16 protein-coding genes are annotated in these 15422 nt (G+C 68.6%); 9 read left to right on the top strand and 7 right to left on the bottom strand.

Annotated features, from left to right (window positions below):
* Positions 1–2 precede the first annotated feature (2 nt).
* Positions 3–656 (bottom strand): glutathione S-transferase family protein, encoded by a 654-nt coding sequence (locus EX88_RS0122870; protein WP_031374291.1) that lies wholly within the window; start codon positions 654–656, stop codon positions 3–5.
* Between the two features lie 314 nt (positions 657–970).
* Here EX88_RS0122870 and EX88_RS0122865 point away from each other — a divergent pair, with 314 nt between their 5' ends.
* The gene (locus EX88_RS0122865; protein ID WP_036149891.1) at positions 971–2113 is read left to right on the top strand and encodes a sensor histidine kinase; all 1143 of its coding nucleotides are present in this window, start codon (positions 971–973) and stop codon (positions 2111–2113) included.
* A gap of 13 nt (positions 2114–2126) precedes the next feature.
* Here EX88_RS0122865 and EX88_RS0122860 read toward each other — a convergent pair whose 3' ends face one another.
* The 3 genes from EX88_RS0122860 to EX88_RS0122850 all read right to left on the bottom strand — a co-directional run bounded on the left by EX88_RS0122860 (position 2127) and on the right by EX88_RS0122850 (position 5522).
* Positions 2127–3587 (bottom strand): sigma-54 dependent transcriptional regulator, encoded by a 1461-nt coding sequence (locus tag EX88_RS0122860; protein WP_081931394.1) that lies wholly within the window; start codon positions 3585–3587, stop codon positions 2127–2129.
* 270 nt (positions 3588–3857) lie between these two features.
* Positions 3858–4910, bottom strand: a complete 1053-nt coding sequence (locus EX88_RS0122855) for a class 1 fructose-bisphosphatase (protein WP_031374288.1) — start codon at positions 4908–4910, stop codon at positions 3858–3860.
* Positions 4911–5030: 120 nt separating this feature from the next.
* Positions 5031–5522, bottom strand: a complete 492-nt coding sequence (locus tag EX88_RS0122850) for a hypothetical protein (RefSeq protein WP_031374287.1) — start codon at positions 5520–5522, stop codon at positions 5031–5033.
* A 235-nt stretch (positions 5523–5757) separates the two neighbouring features.
* Between EX88_RS0122850 and EX88_RS0122845 the strand changes: the two genes are divergently transcribed.
* On the top strand, positions 5758–6195 hold the full coding sequence (locus EX88_RS0122845) for a hypothetical protein (protein WP_031374286.1): 438 nt from the start codon (positions 5758–5760) through the stop codon (positions 6193–6195).
* Positions 6196–6284: 89 nt separating this feature from the next.
* Positions 6285–7427 (top strand): DNA polymerase IV, encoded by a 1143-nt coding sequence (gene dinB / locus EX88_RS0122840; RefSeq protein WP_051885457.1) that lies wholly within the window; start codon positions 6285–6287, stop codon positions 7425–7427.
* A 26-nt stretch (positions 7428–7453) separates the two neighbouring features.
* Here the strand turns inward: dinB and EX88_RS0122835 are convergent, their stop codons facing one another.
* Positions 7454–7990, bottom strand: a complete 537-nt coding sequence (locus EX88_RS0122835; protein WP_031374284.1) for a GNAT family N-acetyltransferase — start codon at positions 7988–7990, stop codon at positions 7454–7456.
* Here EX88_RS0122835 and EX88_RS0122830 point away from each other — a divergent pair.
* From EX88_RS0122830 to EX88_RS0122805, 6 genes are all read left to right on the top strand, one after another.
* Positions 7989–8231: a hypothetical protein gene (locus EX88_RS0122830; protein ID WP_031374283.1), complete on the top strand. Its 243-nt coding sequence runs from the start codon at positions 7989–7991 to the stop codon at positions 8229–8231. The genes EX88_RS0122835 and EX88_RS0122830 overlap by 2 nt on opposite strands.
* A 65-nt stretch (positions 8232–8296) precedes the next feature.
* Complete coding sequence (locus tag EX88_RS0122825) at positions 8297–8962, top strand: response regulator transcription factor (protein ID WP_031374282.1); 666 nt, start codon at positions 8297–8299, stop codon at positions 8960–8962.
* On the top strand, positions 8959–10413 hold the full coding sequence (locus tag EX88_RS0122820) for an ATP-binding protein (protein ID WP_051885456.1): 1455 nt from the start codon (positions 8959–8961) through the stop codon (positions 10411–10413). The genes EX88_RS0122825 and EX88_RS0122820 overlap by 4 nt, the downstream gene beginning before the upstream one ends.
* 356 nt (positions 10414–10769) lie before the next feature.
* Entirely contained in the window at positions 10770–11369 is a 600-nt protein-coding gene (locus EX88_RS0122815) for a hypothetical protein (RefSeq protein WP_200875889.1), read from the top strand.
* Positions 11370–11392: 23 nt separating this feature from the next.
* The gene (locus tag EX88_RS26970) at positions 11393–12637 is read left to right on the top strand and encodes an NIPSNAP family protein (protein ID WP_200875888.1); all 1245 of its coding nucleotides are present in this window, start codon (positions 11393–11395) and stop codon (positions 12635–12637) included.
* A gap of 76 nt (positions 12638–12713) precedes the next feature.
* Positions 12714–13412, top strand: coding sequence for a helix-turn-helix transcriptional regulator (locus tag EX88_RS0122805; protein WP_031374278.1), 699 nt, complete (start codon positions 12714–12716; stop codon positions 13410–13412).
* Positions 13413–13727: 315 nt separating this feature from the next.
* On the opposite strand, the gene sigJ is transcribed toward EX88_RS0122805, so the two are convergent.
* Together sigJ and EX88_RS0122795 are read right to left on the bottom strand one after the other, a co-directional pair.
* A complete protein-coding gene (gene sigJ / locus EX88_RS0122800; protein WP_031374277.1) occupies positions 13728–14615 on the bottom strand; it encodes an RNA polymerase sigma factor SigJ in 888 nt (295 codons plus the stop codon).
* A 79-nt stretch (positions 14616–14694) separates the two neighbouring features.
* Positions 14695–15126, bottom strand: coding sequence for a carboxymuconolactone decarboxylase family protein (locus EX88_RS0122795; RefSeq protein WP_031374276.1), 432 nt, complete (start codon positions 15124–15126; stop codon positions 14695–14697).
* Positions 15127–15422 lie beyond the last annotated feature (296 nt).

Raw genomic sequence — 15422 nt, 5'->3', positions numbered from 1 at the left:
GCTCAGCCCGCCGCAACCGCGACCTCAGTCAGCGGCCGGGTTTCGCTCGGCCAGGGGGCGGCCCAGGCCGGGATGCGCATCAGGTCGTCGAGCCAGCGCAGGATGTTCGCGAACGCATCGAGCGGCATGTCCGATTCGCGCCAGTAGGCCGCCATCGAGGCGAGTTGGAAGTCGGCGATGGTCAGCCGGCCGCAAGCCACGTAGCGGCGATCGGCAAGGTGGGCGTCGAGCACGCGTGCGAACCGGATCAGTCCCGCGGTTTCCGCCTTCAACAGCTCCAGGTCCGGCGGACCGAGTCCGAACGTGCTCTTGACCACGTGTTCGAAGTAGAACGGCGAGACCGCGTTCGCCCAGTGGCAGTCGTTCCACGACAGCCAGCGCAGCACGTCGATCTGTTCGTCGGGCGAGTGCGCCGGCCACATGTCCGAGCCGTGCTTGATGCACAGGTAGGCCATGATCGCCGAGGATTCCCACAGCACCCGGTCGCCATCGACCAGCGTCGGCGCCTTGCAGTTGGGGTTGAGGGCGGCGTAGTCGGCGGCCTTGAGTTCGCCGGCCATCAGGTCTTTCTCGATCAGCTCGGCGTCGATGCCGAGGTGTTTGACCAGCGCCAGTACCCGTCGCGGTGCCTGCGCCTTGATCCAATAGATCCTCATAGCGGTGCTCCGTCGTTTGCGGTGATATCCATCCGACGAACGGCAAGGCGGCGAATCGACACGGCCGGGCCGCCGCGGCCGGCGCGATGCGCATAGGCGACAGTCGCCGGAATCGATGGCGCCGCCCCGGAATCCGCTATAGGTAATTGATTTTAAAGAATATATCTAATGCTCCGCGGTGGGCGGCAGGCGCAGCGGCAGCGCGAGGTCTGGCGATACGCCGGCCGATCCGATGCCGGTGGACGGTTCCGCCCGTCCGCGGGCCGGCCGTCGCCACAACAGACTGAACAAGGGCCGCGTATCGTGCCGGAATGATGCATGAGTTCCTCACATCGAACCGCGCCGAGCTGATCGCCCGATGCCGGGTCAAGGTTGCCCGGCGCGCGCCGCCGGGCGTGCCGGAGGTGGAGCTGGAACACGGAATCACCGTGTTCCTGGAGCAGCTCATCAAGACCCTGCGGGTCGAACAGACGTCCGAGCCCGCGCGCAGCCGCAAGGTGTCCGGCCCCACCGGCGGCGGCAAGCCGGCCTTGTCGGAAATCGGCGAAACCGCGGCGCTGCACGGCAAGGAATTGCTGGCCCATGGTTTCAGCATCGATGCGGTCGTCCACGACTACGGCGACCTGTGCCAGGCGATCACCGACCTGGCGTTCGAACGCGGCATGCAAATCGACATCGACGAGTTCAGGACGCTCAATCGCTGCCTCGACAATGCGATCGCCAATGCGGTGACCGAATTCGGCTATCAACACGATTTCGCTCTCGCCGGCCAGCAGGTCGACGTCCTGAACGAGAAGCTGGGCTTCTTCGCCCACGAACTTCGCAACCACCTTTGCACCGCGACGCTGGCGCTGTCGATCATCAAGGAAGGCAACGTCGGCCTGGGCGGGGCCACCGGCGGCGTGCTCGACCGCGCCTTGGTGAGCCTGAGCAACCTGATAGACCGTTCGCTGGCCGAGGTGCGCATGACCGCCGGGATGCCGGTGCATCAGCACCTGTTTTCGCTGGCCGATTTCATCGCCGAGATCAAACTGTCGGCGTCGCTCGAAGCGCAGGTCAGGAACTGCAGCCTGGCCGTCTCGAACGTCGACCCGCTGTTGGCGGTCGATGCCGACCGCGACCTGCTGTTGTCGGCGGCGGGCAATCTGTTGCAGAACGCGTTCAAGTTTTCCCATCCCGGCAGCGAGATCGTTCCCAACGCCTATGCCGCCGCCGACCGCATCCTGATCGATGTCGAGGATCGTTGCGGCGGGCTGCCGCCGGGCGATGCCGAGCGCTTGTTCCATCCGTTCACCCAGGCCGGCGCGGACACCAGCGGGTTGGGATTGGGATTATCGATTGCCCGCCGCAGCATCCTGGCCAACAAGGGCGAGCTCAGCGTCCGCAACCTTCCGGGTTCCGGCTGCGTGTTCACCATCGACCTGCCGCGTCGTTCGCTGGAGGAAGCCAAGCGCTAGGCGAGGGCGCCGCTCAGGCGGTCTCGGCTTCCTCGGGCACGTCCTCTTCGTTGCTGCGCATGCCCAGCTTCTGCATCAGCCGATACAGTGTCACTCGCGATACGCCGAGCTCGCGCGCCGATTCGCCGAGGCGGCGGCGGTTGCGGTGCAGGGCGCGTTCGATCGCATCGCGGGTGGCGGCGTCGCGGGCTTCTTCCAGGGTCATCGGCTGGCCGTCGCCGAGCGCGCCGATGCGCAGGTCGGCGGCGGTGATGTAGCGGCCTTCGGCCATCACCACGGCCTGGCGCACGCGGTTGATCAATTCGCGCACGTTGCCCGGCCAGGCGTGGCGGTGCATGGCCTGGCGCGCGCACGGCGAAAACCCCTTCAGGCCGCGGGTGTTTTCCTGCGAATAACGCTGCAGTGCGTAGTCGGCCAGCAGGTCGATGTCGCCGCCGCGTTCGCGCAGCGGCGGCAGCTGCAGGCGCAGCACGCACAGGCGGTGATAGAGGTCGCTGCGGAAACGGCCCTCGGCGACGGCGAGGTCGAGGTCGTGATGGGTCGCGGAGATGATGCGCACATCGATCTTGGTGGGGCCCTGACCGCCGAGCCGGTCGATGCTGCCTTGTTCGAGGAAACGCAGCAGCGAGGTCTGGCTTTCCAGCGGCAGGTCGCCGATTTCGTCGAGGAACAAGGTGCCGCCGTTGGCCATTTCGATGCGGCCGAGCTTGCGCTGCTGCGCGCCGGTGAAGGCGCCGCGTTCGTAGCCGAACAGCTCCGACTCGATCAGGTTGTGCGGAATCGCGCCGCAGTTGATCGCGACGAAGGGATTGCGCTGGCGGCGCGAATGGCGGTGGATCGCCATCGCCGCGAGTTCCTTGCCGGTGCCGGTTTCGCCGGCGATGAAGGCCGGCGCGTCGGTCGAGGCGGCCTTGTTCAAGATCCGGCACAGCGAGCGCATGGCGTCGCTTTCGCCGACCATGCCGTCGACGTAGCTCGATACGGCATCGTCGTTGTGACCGCAGGCCAGCGCGGCCATGCCGTAGGCGTGGCCGATCACCGTATGCAGCACGGCCTCGGGGCAGGGCAGGGTGACGTAGTCGTAGCAGTAGTCGCGAATCAGGCGGCGCACGACCGGGTCTTCGATCTGGTCCGTGGAGACGCCGGCGATCCAGCCGGCGTTGTGCGCACTCAGGGCCGGACCGAGTTCTTCGAGATCGCGCGCATCGAAACCTTCGCGCAGATCGATCAACACCGCATGCGGCAGGCGCAGGTTGGCGTGCAACATACGCAGCGCGGCGCGCGCATCGACGGCGCGGCGCAAGGTCCAGCCTAAAGTCTGCAACGCCGCCAGGGCGTGCATGCGCCCGGCGCCGCCGGGGCTCAGATAGAGGAGTTCGCGGCCTCCGATGTCGCGCGCTATCGCAAGTTTCGGCGATGCCACGCCGTTGGTCGCGTAACGACCCCCCAGGTCGCGCCGAGTGCTGTTCGACATTGTTCTTCCCCGCGGGCGCAAGGCGCCGGCAATTACCGCAAGTCTTACTACTAACGCACACTCGAAGCAAAGCCGGTCATCGGACGACCGGTCTGGCCCACGATGCGCGTTTAGGCAGCGGAAAAAAGCCGATTCAGCAATGGGGCAACGTGTTCAGCTTGGTGAGGAATTCGGTGCTGCGCAGCGTACCGCGCGAATCGGGTCCGTCGGCCCGATGGCTCTCCCCGAGAGCGGGGAGAGCCACCGTTTCAGAGGGCGTTCAAGCCTGGATCAAGCCTGTTCAGCATCGTGCTCGCGGTGGTAACGCACCGCGGTTTCGACTTCCTGCTTGCTGCCGATGAACACCGGCACGCGCATGTGCAGGCCGGTCGGCTGCACTTCCAGCATGCGCTGACGGCCGGTGCTGGCGGCGCCGCCGGCCTGTTCGACCAGGAAGCTCATCGGGTTGGCTTCGTACATCAGGCGCAGCTTGCCGCCCTTGTCGGCGCACTTGGCGTCGAGCGGATAGCTGAAGATGCCGCCGCGGGTCAGGATGCGGTGCACGTCGGCGACCATCGAGGCGACCCAGCGCATGTTGAAGTCCTTGCCGCGCGGGCCTTCCTTGCCGGCCAGCAGATCGGCCACGTAGGCCTGCATCGGCGGCTGCCAGTGGCGCTGGTTGGACATGTTGACCGCGAATTCCTTGGTTTCCTCGGGAATGGTCATGTTGCGCGTGGTCATCACGAAGCTGCCGACTTCGCGGTCGAGGGTGAAGGCATGGGTGCCGTTGCCGATGGTCAGCACCAGCATCGTGCTCGGGCCGTAGGTGGTGTAGCCGGCGCAGACCTGTTCGGTGCCGGCCTGGAGGAAGTCCTTGTCGGCGGCCTGGGTCACGCCATCCGGGCAGCGCAGCACCGAGAAGATGGTGCCGACCGAGATGTTGACGTCGATGTTGGACGAACCGTCGAGGGGATCGAACAGCAGCAGGTAGTTGCCGCGCGGGTAGACGTCCGGGATCGGGTGCGAGGTGTCCATCTCTTCCGAGGCCAGGCCGGCGAGGTGGCCGCCCCAGGCGTTGGCTTCGAGCAGGATCTCGTTGCTGAGCACGTCGAGCTTCTTCTGCGCCTCGCCCTGGATGTTCATGCTGGCTTCGCCGGGGGTGCCGGCTTCGCCGAGCACGCCGCCGAGCGCGCCCTTGCCGACCGCGATCGAGATGGTCTTGCAGGCGCGGGCGACGACTTCGATCAGCAGGCGCAGGTCGGGGTTGATGCGTCCGGCGCGCTGTTCTTCGATCAGGTAGCGGGTCAGGGAAATGCTGCTGGGAACGGGGGAGGTAGCGGACATGGCGGGGACGGTGGCGGCGAGGGCCGCCATTGTCGCCGATGCCGTGCGCGCGGCGCAGTCCGGCCGGCGCCCATGTTCAGTCGGGGCCCATCAGTCGGGACGCAATCAGGCGGGGCGACGTCAGTCCGGACGCAGGCTGTCGGCTTCGCGGCGCAGATGGCGCTCGGTCACGCCGAAGGTCTGGGCCACCTCGCGTTGGCTGCGGCCGGCACGCACCGCGGCGCGGATGCCGACCCGGCGCAGGCCGACGAACACGCCCCAGGCCGAAGGGATCTCGATGGTGCCGGCGGCGCTGGCGCGCTCGAGCAGGCGGCGGTGGGTGGGGGCGTCCAGCTCCACCCCGAGACGGGTCGAGCAGGCCTTGCGGCTGCGCGACAGGTACAGCCGGCGGCCGCCGTGGCGGCGCACCAGCCGCAGCATGGCGTCGAAGCCTTCGAGCGCGGCGACCTCGGCCGCGACCCAGGGCAGCGACGACAGCACTTCGACCCGGTGCGCTTCGCAGAACCGGCACAGGACTTCGAACTCGACCGATTCCGGTTCCGGCAGGCCGGCGAAGCAGGGATGCGACTCGATGGCCGCTTCGTCGGCGTCTGTGCGTAGAGAGATAGTCATGTCCGCCAGAACGCGGCCGGCGCGTGGCCGTGAAGCGGCGATGGCGGTGCGCAGGGCGATCCGCGACGCAGGCGGCGTTTGCGCGCCGGATCCGACGCGATGCCAAAGCCTTTGCGATGCCGGAGCCGACACGATGCCGCGCTGCGGACCGCGTCCGCATATCGCACCGCGGTCGGGGCCGCTAGAAGGAACTCCGGCGCTGCATCCGCTGCGTCCCACCCACAGGAGACTTCAGATGCCTTATCAGATCGCTCGTTGCTTCACCCCGCTCAACATCGGCGAATGCGAATGGGCCAGCGCGCAGGCGATTCTGCCGGTCAACGGCCAGCCCGTGCCGACGGTGCAGTTCGGCAACTTCACTTCCTGCATCGGCATCGTCGCCAGCAATGTCGATGCCACCGAGGTCATCGGCATCCATCTGGTGATGGTGAACGACCAGGATCAGCAGTTCACCGCCGCCGACGTGCCCACCGTGACCGCGTTGCTGGCCGGCTTCCCGGAGAATCAATCCATCGTCGGCCAGATCGAGCTGTGGCAGGACAATGTCCCGGACGCTTTCGCTGCGTTGGTCAACGCGCTGCCGAACGCCGGGCAGGTCGATCGCGGCGACGGCACCTACGGCGCCGGCCTCAACAGCGTCGACCAGCTCGAAGTGCTGTACCAGCCGCTCTGAGCGTCGCGGCGTCGGCGTCGCGCGCTGGAACCGATTCATGCGGATAAGCGCCCGACACGGCGCAAGCAGGCAGGCGGCGAAGCGCTACCATGGCGCGTTCGTCCGTCTGCCCCGGTGCCGTGTCCGAATCCGCGCCCAGCCGCAAAGTCCTGCACGTCGACATGGACGCGTTCTACGCGTCGGTGGAGCAGCGCGATGCGCCGGAATTGCGCGGCCAGCCGGTCGTGGTGGCCTGGCGCGGCGCGCGTTCGGTGGTGTGCGCGGCCAGTTATGAGGCGCGCAAGTTCGGGGTGCGCTCGGCGATGCCGGCGGTGCGCGCCGAACGCCTGTGCCCGCAGGCGGTGTTCGTGCCACCGGACTTCGTGCGCTACAAGGCGGTCTCGCGCCAGGTGCGCGAGATCTTCGCCCGTCACACCGACCTGATCGAACCCTTGTCGCTCGACGAGGCCTATCTCGACGTCACCACCACCAAGACCGGCCTGCCGTCGGCGACCGCGACCGCCGAGGCGATTCGCGCGGCGATCCGCGAGGAGACCCAGCTGACCGCATCGGCCGGGGTGGCTTCGAACAAGTTCCTGGCCAAGATCGCCTCCGACTGGAACAAGCCCGACGGCCTGTTCGTGATCCGCCCGCATCAGGTCGAGGCCTTCCTGGCGCCGCTGCCGGTCGGGCGCCTGCCCGGGGTCGGCAAGGTCATGGAGGCCAAGCTCGCCGAACTCGGCGTCAGCGTGGTCGCCGACTTGCGCGCACTCGGCGCGCTCGCCCTGGAACAGCGCTTCGGCCGCTGGGGCCGGCGCTTGCACGAACTCTCGCTCGGCATCGACCACAACGCGGTCGAGCCGGAGCGGCCGACCCTGCAGGTGTCCTCGGAGGACACCTTCGAGCGCGACCTGCCGCTGGAGCAGGTCGAGGCCGACATCCGCCGCCTCGCCGGCAAGACCTGGGCCGGCTATCAGCGCGAACTGCAGCGCAGCCCGGGGCGGGTCGCGCGGACCGTGGTGTTGAAACTCAAGACCGCCGACTTCCGCATCCTCACCCGCAGCCTGACCGCGGCGCATCCGCCCGCCGACGAGGCCGAACTGGCCGACATCGCCTGCGCGCTGCGCGCGCGGGTCGAGCTGCCGGCGCAGACCCTGTTCCGGCTGGTCGGCGTCGGCCTGTCGGGTTTCGCCGAAGACGAGGACGGCGCCGTTCAGTCGGATCTGTTCGAGCGCGAGCCGCGGTCCGCCTGAGGGGGCAGCGGATCCGCGTTCGAGGCTCAGGCTTCGGCGGTCTCGCTGTCCATCCGCACTACGTAGCGCATCGCGTCCATGCGCAACGCGCGCACCGGGGCGTCGGCACCGCGCGCGGCGTCGCTCCAGACCGGCGACTGGCATTGCAGGTTGAGGCAGCCGAAGCGGCGTGCGGCATCGAGCGCCTGGCGGAACAACTCGGCCTCGATGCCGCGATCGCGCCAGGGCGCGCGCAGGTAGGGGTCGTCGAGCTGCAGGCAATAGGCGCGCTCGAGCATCGAGAAGCCGGCGGTGGCGCTGGCGTAGCCGACGTGCAGGCCGTCGACCTCGGCGATCCAGGCCCAGGCGCCGAACGGCGGCTCGAACAGCACTTCCATCAACTCCAGCGCATCGCTGCGCGGCGGGCCGTAGGGCCGGCGTTCCAGGGCCAGCTGTTCGGCGTGTTCGTTGCACAGCTCGATCAGCACGGCGGCGTCTTCGCGGACCACCGGGCGGACCACGAGACCGGCCAAGGTCCTGGGCGCGAGGGCGGACGGGTCGGGGGCGGCAAGCAGGGGCTTCATGGGCGGCGGATTCCGGGAGAGGGAGGGGGAGGCGGCGGTACGGGCAGGGGCATCGGCGCTGCGTCGTCGTCGCCGCGGCGGTGCGGACGCGGGCGCGTCGATCCGCGCCGGCGGGGGTAGCATCGTCGGCAGCGGTGCGCGCGAGGCGCCGACAGCGGCGGCGAAGAACGGCGGGGCGAGCATGGCGAGGCTCCTGACCGGGATGCACGGGATGCAGCGCATCCTGCGCGCCCGCTTTTAAGAAGTTTTTAATCGTGCCGGCGCACTGTGCGGCCGGCGATGCGACAAGGTGACGCAAGGCGAGGCATGAACATCCTGCTGGTGGAAGACGACGCGATGCTCGCCGAGGCGGTGCGCGCAGGCCTGATACACGACGGTTGGCGCGTCGATTGGGTCGCCGATGCGCCCTTGGCGAAGACCGCCCTGGTCGATCACGACTTCGACGCGGTCCTGCTCGATCTCGGCCTGCCCGGCGGCAGCGGCCTGGGCGTGCTGGCGACCCTGCGCGGCCGTTACGACGCCACCCCGGTGTTGATCGTGACCGCGCGCGACAAGCTCAGCGAACGCATCGCCGGGCTCGATGCCGGCGCCGACGACTACATCGTCAAACCTTTCCAGCTCGACGAGTTGTGTGCGCGCCTGCGCGCGGTGATGCGGCGCAGCCAGGGCCGGGTTTCGCCGGTGCTGAGCTGCGGCACGGTGGTGCTCGACCCGGCGCGGCGCCTGGTCACCCGCGACGGCGAACCGGTCGCGCTGAGCGGGCACGAGTTCCGCACCCTGATGCTGTTGCTCGAACGCCAGGGCCGGGTGGTCACCCGCGAGCAACTCGAGGAAGCCGTGTACGGCAGCTCCGGCACCATCGAAAGCAACACCATCGCGGTGTACGTGCACCAGCTGCGGCGCAAGCTCGGCGAACACCTGATCGTGACCGTGCACGGCTACGGCTATCGCGTCGGCGCGGGGGCGGCATGAGCGCGCCCGCTGCGCCTGCACCCGCTACGCCTGCGCCGGCCGCGCCCGCGGCGGTCGCCGACAAACGTTGCCGCGGCACGCGCTCGTTGCGCTGGCGCCTGACCTTCGTCCTGATCAAGAGCGTGCTGCTGGCCTGGTTCGTATGGATGGGCTGCCAGATCTGGCAGCTCGGCCGCGAACACACCGGCTTTCTCGACAACTCGCTGCGCGAGATCGCCGAGCAGGTGCTGGCGTCGATGCCGGAAGGCTTGGAGCGCTTGCCCTCGCGCGATCCCAAGCGCGTCACCGTGCCGGTCGCCGCCGATCGCAAGATGAGCTTCCAGGTGTGGGCGCAGGGCCGCAACGTGGTGTATTCGGCGGCCGCGCCGCTGGAACCGTTGAAGCCGGACTTCCGCGACGGCTTCGCCCGCCGCGAGATCCATGGCGAGCGCTGGCAGGTCTACAGCCTCACCGACCGCCAGCGCGGCCTGGTGGTGCAGGTTGGCCGTACCAAGCAGATGGCGATCCAGGAGCTGCAGGGCTGGATCCTCGGCAGCCTGTTGGCCGCGGCGCTGATCCTGGTGGTGTTCGGCCTGGCGATGTGGATGGTGATCGGCCGCTCGCTGCGGCCGCTGACGACCTTGCGCGACACCTTGCGCCAGCGCCCGCCGCTCGACCTGACGCCGCTGCCGAGTGCCGAGCTGCCGAACGAATTCCGGCCCCTGGTCGACGCCTTCAACAGCCAGCTCGAACGCGTCGACACCGCGGTCCAGCACGAGCGCCGCTTCATCGCCGACGCCGCCCACGAACTGCGCACGCCGTTGGCGGTGCTCAGCACCCATGCCGAGCTGGCCCTGCGTGCCGACACCCTGGAAGAAAAGAACGCCGCGTTGCTGCGCTTGCGCGCCGGCGTGCAGCGCAGCGCACGCCTGTCCGAACAGCTGCTCGACCTGGCCCGGCTCGATGCCGGCGAGGAATCGGTGCGGCTGGCGCCCTTGGACCTGTCCGACCTGATCGTGCTGGTGATCCGCGACTTCGAGACCCTGGCGCGCGAACGCCGCCAACGCATCAGCCTGCGTGCCGAGCCGACCCGTTTGCTCGGCGACGTCGACCAGCTCGGCATCCTGCTGCGCAATCTGATCGACAACGCGGTGCGCCATGCCGGCGCCGACGGCACCATCGCGGTGTCCTGCCACGCCGATGGCGACGGCGCGGTGGCGCTGTGCGTCACCGACAACGGCCCCGGGGTCGCGGTCGACGATTGCCAGCGCATCTTCGACCGCTTCTACCGCGCCCCAGGCAGCCCCGATGGCGGTAGCGGCATCGGCCTGTCGCTGGTCGCCCGCATCGCCCAGACCCACGGCGCCCGCATCGAATGCGGCGAAGGCCTGGAGCGCAGCGCCGACGACCCGCGCGGCCCGGGGCGCGGCTTCGAGGTGCGGGTGGTGTTTCCGGCGGCCCCGGTGGTTTGAGGGGGCTGTTGGGGCCGGAGCAACGGCAACAGCAACAGCAACAGCAACAGCAACAGCAAATCCCCCTGGCCCCCCTTTTTCAAAGGGGGGAATGGAGTGCGGGAGCGGTTCCTGGCCGACTCGCAAGCGCGGTCGATTCAAGGCGTGCTGATCGGCTCGTGTCATCCGCCCGATCCGATCGAAACACCCCGAAGTACTCCCCCCTTTGAAAAAGGGGGGCAGGGGGGATTTGCCCTTGCTTGCGCTTTCGCCCTTCCCCCCGCCCTGCTGACAGCAGGCTGGCAGCAGCCCCCGCGCACAGTGACGGCGTGCGATCGGCACGGCCTGGCCCGACGCGGCCACGGGGGAAGCGCGAGATGGACCGGCAACGACGATTGATCCTGCAGTTGGGGGCGAGCGCGCAGCTCGCGGCGATGAGTTCGGTGCTGCAGGCCGCGCCGTTCGCCGAGGCCGCGGCGGCGCCCGCCGGCGGCGGCCCGACCGCGCCCGACCACGACGGCCGCCACGATTTCGACTTCTATCACGGCCGCTGGCAGGTCAAGAACCGACGCCTGGCCAAGCGCCTGGTCGGCAGCGACGACTGGATCGAGTTCGACGCCACCGACGAATGCCGGCCCATCCTGGGCGGGCTCGGCAGCGTCGACCGCTACCTCACCGCCTGGGGCGGCGGCATCGAAGGCTTCGCCCTGCGCCTGTACCAGCCGGCGACCAAGCTATGGCAGGTGTACTGGGCCAGCGACCGCGACGGTGTGCTGGAAGCGCCGCTGAGCGGCGGCTTCCGCGACGGCATCGGCGTGTTCCATGGACTGGAGGCACACGAAGGCCGGATGCTGCCCTCGCGCGCGACCTGGTCGGAGATCACCGCCGACAGCGTGCGCTGGGAGCAGGCCTTGTCGGCCGACGAGGGCCGCACCTGGGAAACCAACTGGGTCATGTGGATGACGCGGCAGGCTTGAGTTTTCTTTCGAGGGTTCGAGCGATGAACGATACGAGCACGGCCGGCGACGGCCGCCACGACTTCGATTTCCTGCACGGCCGTTGGCAGGTCCACAACGAACGCCTGCGCGAGCGTCTGGCCGGCTCCGACGATTGGCAGATCTTTCTGGCCACCCAGACCTGCGCGCCGGTGCTCGGCGGGCTCGGCAATGTCGACGCCTTCGTCTCCGACTGGGGCCGTCCCGGCGCCGAGGACGGCTTCCAGGGCATGACCCTGCGCCTGTTCAACCTGGAACGCCGGCAATGGAGCATCTATTGGGCCGGCAGCCACGACGGCGTGCTCGAACCGCCGGTGGTCGGCGGCTACGAGAACGGGGTCGGCGTGTTCTATGGCGAACTCGAACACGAAGGCCGGCCGGTGTTGGCCAAGTTCGTGTGGAGCGACATCAGCGCCAACACCGCGCATTGGCATCAGGAATTCTCGGTCGACGGCGGCGCCAGCTGGGAAACCAACTGGCATATGTGGATGCACCGCAGCGACGAGCACGGCCGCCTGCTGCACGAGGACGCGGTGATCGAGCTGCGCCAATACCGGATGCAGCCGGGCCGTCGCGACGATCTGATTGAGCTGTTCGAGCGCGAGTTCGTCGAATCGCAGGAGGCGGTGGGCATGCACGTCATCGCGCAGTTCCGCGACCTCGACCAGAGCGACCGCTACACCTGGGTGCGCGGCTTTCCCAATCACGCCTTGCGGGCCGCTTCGCTCGACGCTTTCTACGGCGGGCCGATCTGGAAGCGCCATCGCGAGGCGGCCAACGCGACCCTGCTCGACAACGACGACGTGCTGATGCTGCGGCCGTTGCGGCCGGGCTCGGGGTTCGCGGTTGCGCCGAGTGCCCGCGCGCCGGCAGGCAGCACCGCGCGCGGCGAGGGCGTGGTCGTAATCGGCATCTGCGAACTGGGCGCGCCGGCCGAGGACGGCTTCGGCGAGCTGTTCGAGCAGCGCTTCGTGCCCTTGCTCGGCGCCGGCGGCGCCGAATTGCTCGCGACCTATGTCAGCGACCCGTCGCCGAACGGTTACCCACGCCTGCCGGTGCGCGAGGGCGAGCGAGTGCTGGTCTGGTTCGCCGGTTATGCCGACGAAGCCGCGCAGCGCGCTCACTTCGCCGCCCTGGACGGCGACCCGCGTTGGCGCGCGCTGCTGGCCGACGCGATGCTCGGCGACCTCAGGCGGGCGCCGCAGCTGCTGCGGCTGGCGCCTACCGCGCGTTCGGAGCTGCGGGCATGAACGCCGGCGGCGACGGACGAACCGCGAACCCCGCGCCGCCGCTTGAGCCCGGCGCGGCGGCGCGGGATCATGCCGGATGCGCCGCGCCGACCGCCTGTTCCTGCTGATCCATGCCCTGCGCGGACGCCGCCATGCGATCACCGCCCAGCAACTGGCGCAGACCTTGGAAGTGTCGCTGCGCACGGTCTACCGCGACGTCGCCGACCTGCAGCGCTCCGGCGTGCCGATCGAGGGCGAGGCCGGGGTCGGCTATCTGCTGCGCAAGGGCGCGGACATCCCGCCGCTGATGTTCAATCCCGACGAGCTCGAAGCCCTGGTGGTCGGCACGCGTTTCGTGCGCGCCTTCGGCGGCGAGCGCCTCGGCCGCGGCGCGACCGCCGCCTTGCTCAAGATCGAAGCGGTGCTGCCGCCGGAACTGCGCGCCCGCAGCGCCCGCACCCGCATCTTCGCCCCGCAGCTGGATAACCGCATCGAGGCCAGCGGCCTGATCGACGCCCTGCACGGCGCGGTGCTCGAACAACGTGTGCTGCGCGTGGTCTACCGCGACGGCGAGGCGCGTGCCAGCGCGCGCGAGATCGAACCGCTGTGTCTGTCGTTCTGGGGCGGCAGTTGGACCTTGGGCGCCTGGTGCCGCTTGCGCACCGATTTCCGCAGCTTCCGCCCGGACCGCATCGTCGAATACGCAGCCACCGGCGAGAGTTTCGTCGACACCCGCGAACGCGGCCTGGACGCCTATCTACGCTCGGTCGGCGTCGCGGCGACGGATTCGGGGTGATGGGATCGCCGTGCGGAGCTAGAGCAAATCCCCCTGCCCCCTTTTTCAAAGGGGGGAACAGCACGGGGCTTTGTTGAGGGAGCAACCCGTGGCTTCAGCCGGACAAGCTGGCTAGGTCATCGAGGGTATAGCGATTCGTCGAGGCCGACGGGCATCCCCCCTTTGAAAAAGGGGGGCAGGGGGGATTTGCTGTTCCCGATTCCCGATTCCCGATTCCCGATTCCCGATTCCCGATTCCCGATTCCCGATTCCCGATTCCCGATTCCCGATTCCCGATTCCCGATTCCCGATTCCCGATTCCCGATTCCCGAACCCTCAACGAATCTTCACCGCTTCCAACCGCGCCAGCTTGTCGGGGTTGCGCATGATGAAGATGTCGCGCAGACGGTCGTCTTCGTCGTAGCCGAAGCTCACCGCCGCTTCGATGCGGCCCTCGCGTTCGAGGATAACGCCGCGCGAGCCGTTGAGGTCGACGAAGGTCCAGCGGTCGTTGCGGCAGGCCGGGTGCAGGATGCGTTCGATGAAACCCAGCACCGCGTCGTGGCCATGCAAGGCTTCGGCCGCAGCGGCGACCTTGCCGCCGCCGTCGGCGCGCAGGGTGATCTGTTCGGACAGCAAGGCTGCCAGGGGCGCGGTGCGGCCCTCGGTCAATGCGGTCTCGAACGCGGCCAGCAACTGGTCCTGCTGCTCGGCCGGGGTGACGTGGCGGACTTTCTCCTGTTCGACGTTGGCGCGCGCGCGCTGCACCAGCTTGCGGCAGGCGGCCTCCTCGATCTCGAGGGTGCGGGCGACGTCGGCGTAGGACTGCTCGAAGATCTCGTACAGCAGATAGGCCGCACGCTCCTTCGGGGTCAACCGTTCGAGCAACAGCAGGAACGCGGTCGACAGCGACGAGGCCAGCGACAGCTGTTCGTCGGGACGCTCGGCCGCGGCGGTCTGGATCGGTTCGGGCAGCCAGGAGCCGATGTAGTCGACGCGGGTGCGGTGGGCCGAACGCAGCAGGTCGATGCAGCGACGGGTGCAGGCGGTGGTCAGCCAGGCGCCGGGGTTGTCGATGCCGCTGCGGTCGGCGTCCTGCCATTTCAGGAAGGTGTCCTGGACCGCGTCTTCGGCGTCGGCGCGCGAGCCGAGGATGCGATAGGCCAGACCGATCAGCATCGGCGCCGATTGCGCGAACAGTTGGGAGTCGTCGGAAGCGTTCATGAGTCGGTTCGTGGGGCGGGCGCTGCCCGCCCGCGTCTTGCGGCGATGGGGGTGGCGAGTATGCGCGGGATCGCGGCCTTCAGTGCTTGGACACCTGCAACCGGTTCCACAGATTGATCATCGCCACCGCCGCGGAAATCGCGCCGATCAGCTGCTCGCTGTAATGCTCGCGCAGGGCTTCGCGCAACGCGCCGTAGTCGGTGCGCTCGTCGAGCGTGGTCAGGGCTTCGGTCCAGGCCAGGGCGGCGCGCTCGGCGGCGCTGAAGTCGGCGACGTGGCGCCAGACCACCAGGCGGTCGAGGCGATCGTTGCTTTCGCCGTCGGCGCGGGCCTCGCGCAGATGCATCTTCACGCAGAAGGCGCAGCCGTTGATCTGCGAGGCGCGCAGCTTGATCAGGTGATAGATCGGCTTGGCCAGGCCCAGGCCGGCGACGGCGGCCTCGACTTGGCCGAGCTGGGCCAGGATCTCGGGAATCTCGCGTTCGTACTTGATCGGGGCGGTGGTGCTCATGGGGCGTTCTCCGGTGGGGATTGAGTGGCTTATACCGGTTCGACGATCCAGGGTGTCACCGTGTGACATCCCAGCTGAAAAGTTTCGCGGGGCCTGTGGGACCAGTGTCTTGTCCGGTTTCCTGCGGTCATTAGGCGGCGACTGCGGGGCTCCCGGTGTCGTATGTATCGAGCAAGCGGGAGACCTTGCTTGCTCTTGGCTTGAGGAGCTCGGCGGCGTATCGATCTCGCGAGAGCGCTTGGAGACCCGGAGGGCGGCGCGCAGGGATGCGCGCCGTTTTTCATCGGGACAGGGAT

It is taken from the genome of Lysobacter antibioticus, assembly GCF_000731095.1.
GTDB classification, from domain to species: Bacteria; Pseudomonadota; Gammaproteobacteria; order Xanthomonadales; family Xanthomonadaceae; genus Lysobacter; species Lysobacter antibioticus_B.
Note: the sequence above shows the minus strand (reverse complement) of the source record. Positions and strands in the feature narration are given on the sequence as shown.

Coding starts and splice junctions, on each gene's coding strand:
- EX88_RS0122830 (WP_031374283.1), top strand. CDS start 7,989: ATGGGCGGCGGATTCCGGGAGAGGGAGGGGGAGGCGGCGGTACGGGCA.
- EX88_RS0122850 (WP_031374287.1), bottom strand. CDS start 5,522: ATGACTATCTCTCTACGCACAGACGCCGACGAAGCGGCCATCGAGTCG.
- EX88_RS26970 (WP_200875888.1), top strand. CDS start 11,393: ATGAACGATACGAGCACGGCCGGCGACGGCCGCCACGACTTCGATTTC.
- dinB (WP_051885457.1), top strand. CDS start 6,285: ATGGCGCGTTCGTCCGTCTGCCCCGGTGCCGTGTCCGAATCCGCGCCC.
- EX88_RS0122860 (WP_081931394.1), bottom strand. CDS start 3,587: ATGTCGAACAGCACTCGGCGCGACCTGGGGGGTCGTTACGCGACCAAC.
- EX88_RS0122825 (WP_031374282.1), top strand. CDS start 8,297: ATGAACATCCTGCTGGTGGAAGACGACGCGATGCTCGCCGAGGCGGTG.
- EX88_RS0122845 (WP_031374286.1), top strand. CDS start 5,758: ATGCCTTATCAGATCGCTCGTTGCTTCACCCCGCTCAACATCGGCGAA.
- EX88_RS0122815 (WP_200875889.1), top strand. CDS start 10,770: ATGGACCGGCAACGACGATTGATCCTGCAGTTGGGGGCGAGCGCGCAG.
- EX88_RS0122820 (WP_051885456.1), top strand. CDS start 8,959: ATGAGCGCGCCCGCTGCGCCTGCACCCGCTACGCCTGCGCCGGCCGCG.
- EX88_RS0122835 (WP_031374284.1), bottom strand. CDS start 7,990: ATGAAGCCCCTGCTTGCCGCCCCCGACCCGTCCGCCCTCGCGCCCAGG.
- EX88_RS0122855 (WP_031374288.1), bottom strand. CDS start 4,910: ATGTCCGCTACCTCCCCCGTTCCCAGCAGCATTTCCCTGACCCGCTAC.
- EX88_RS0122870 (WP_031374291.1), bottom strand. CDS start 656: ATGAGGATCTATTGGATCAAGGCGCAGGCACCGCGACGGGTACTGGCG.
- EX88_RS0122795 (WP_031374276.1), bottom strand. CDS start 15,126: ATGAGCACCACCGCCCCGATCAAGTACGAACGCGAGATTCCCGAGATC.
- EX88_RS0122865 (WP_036149891.1), top strand. CDS start 971: ATGCATGAGTTCCTCACATCGAACCGCGCCGAGCTGATCGCCCGATGC.
- sigJ (WP_031374277.1), bottom strand. CDS start 14,615: ATGAACGCTTCCGACGACTCCCAACTGTTCGCGCAATCGGCGCCGATG.
- EX88_RS0122805 (WP_031374278.1), top strand. CDS start 12,714: ATGCGCCGCGCCGACCGCCTGTTCCTGCTGATCCATGCCCTGCGCGGA.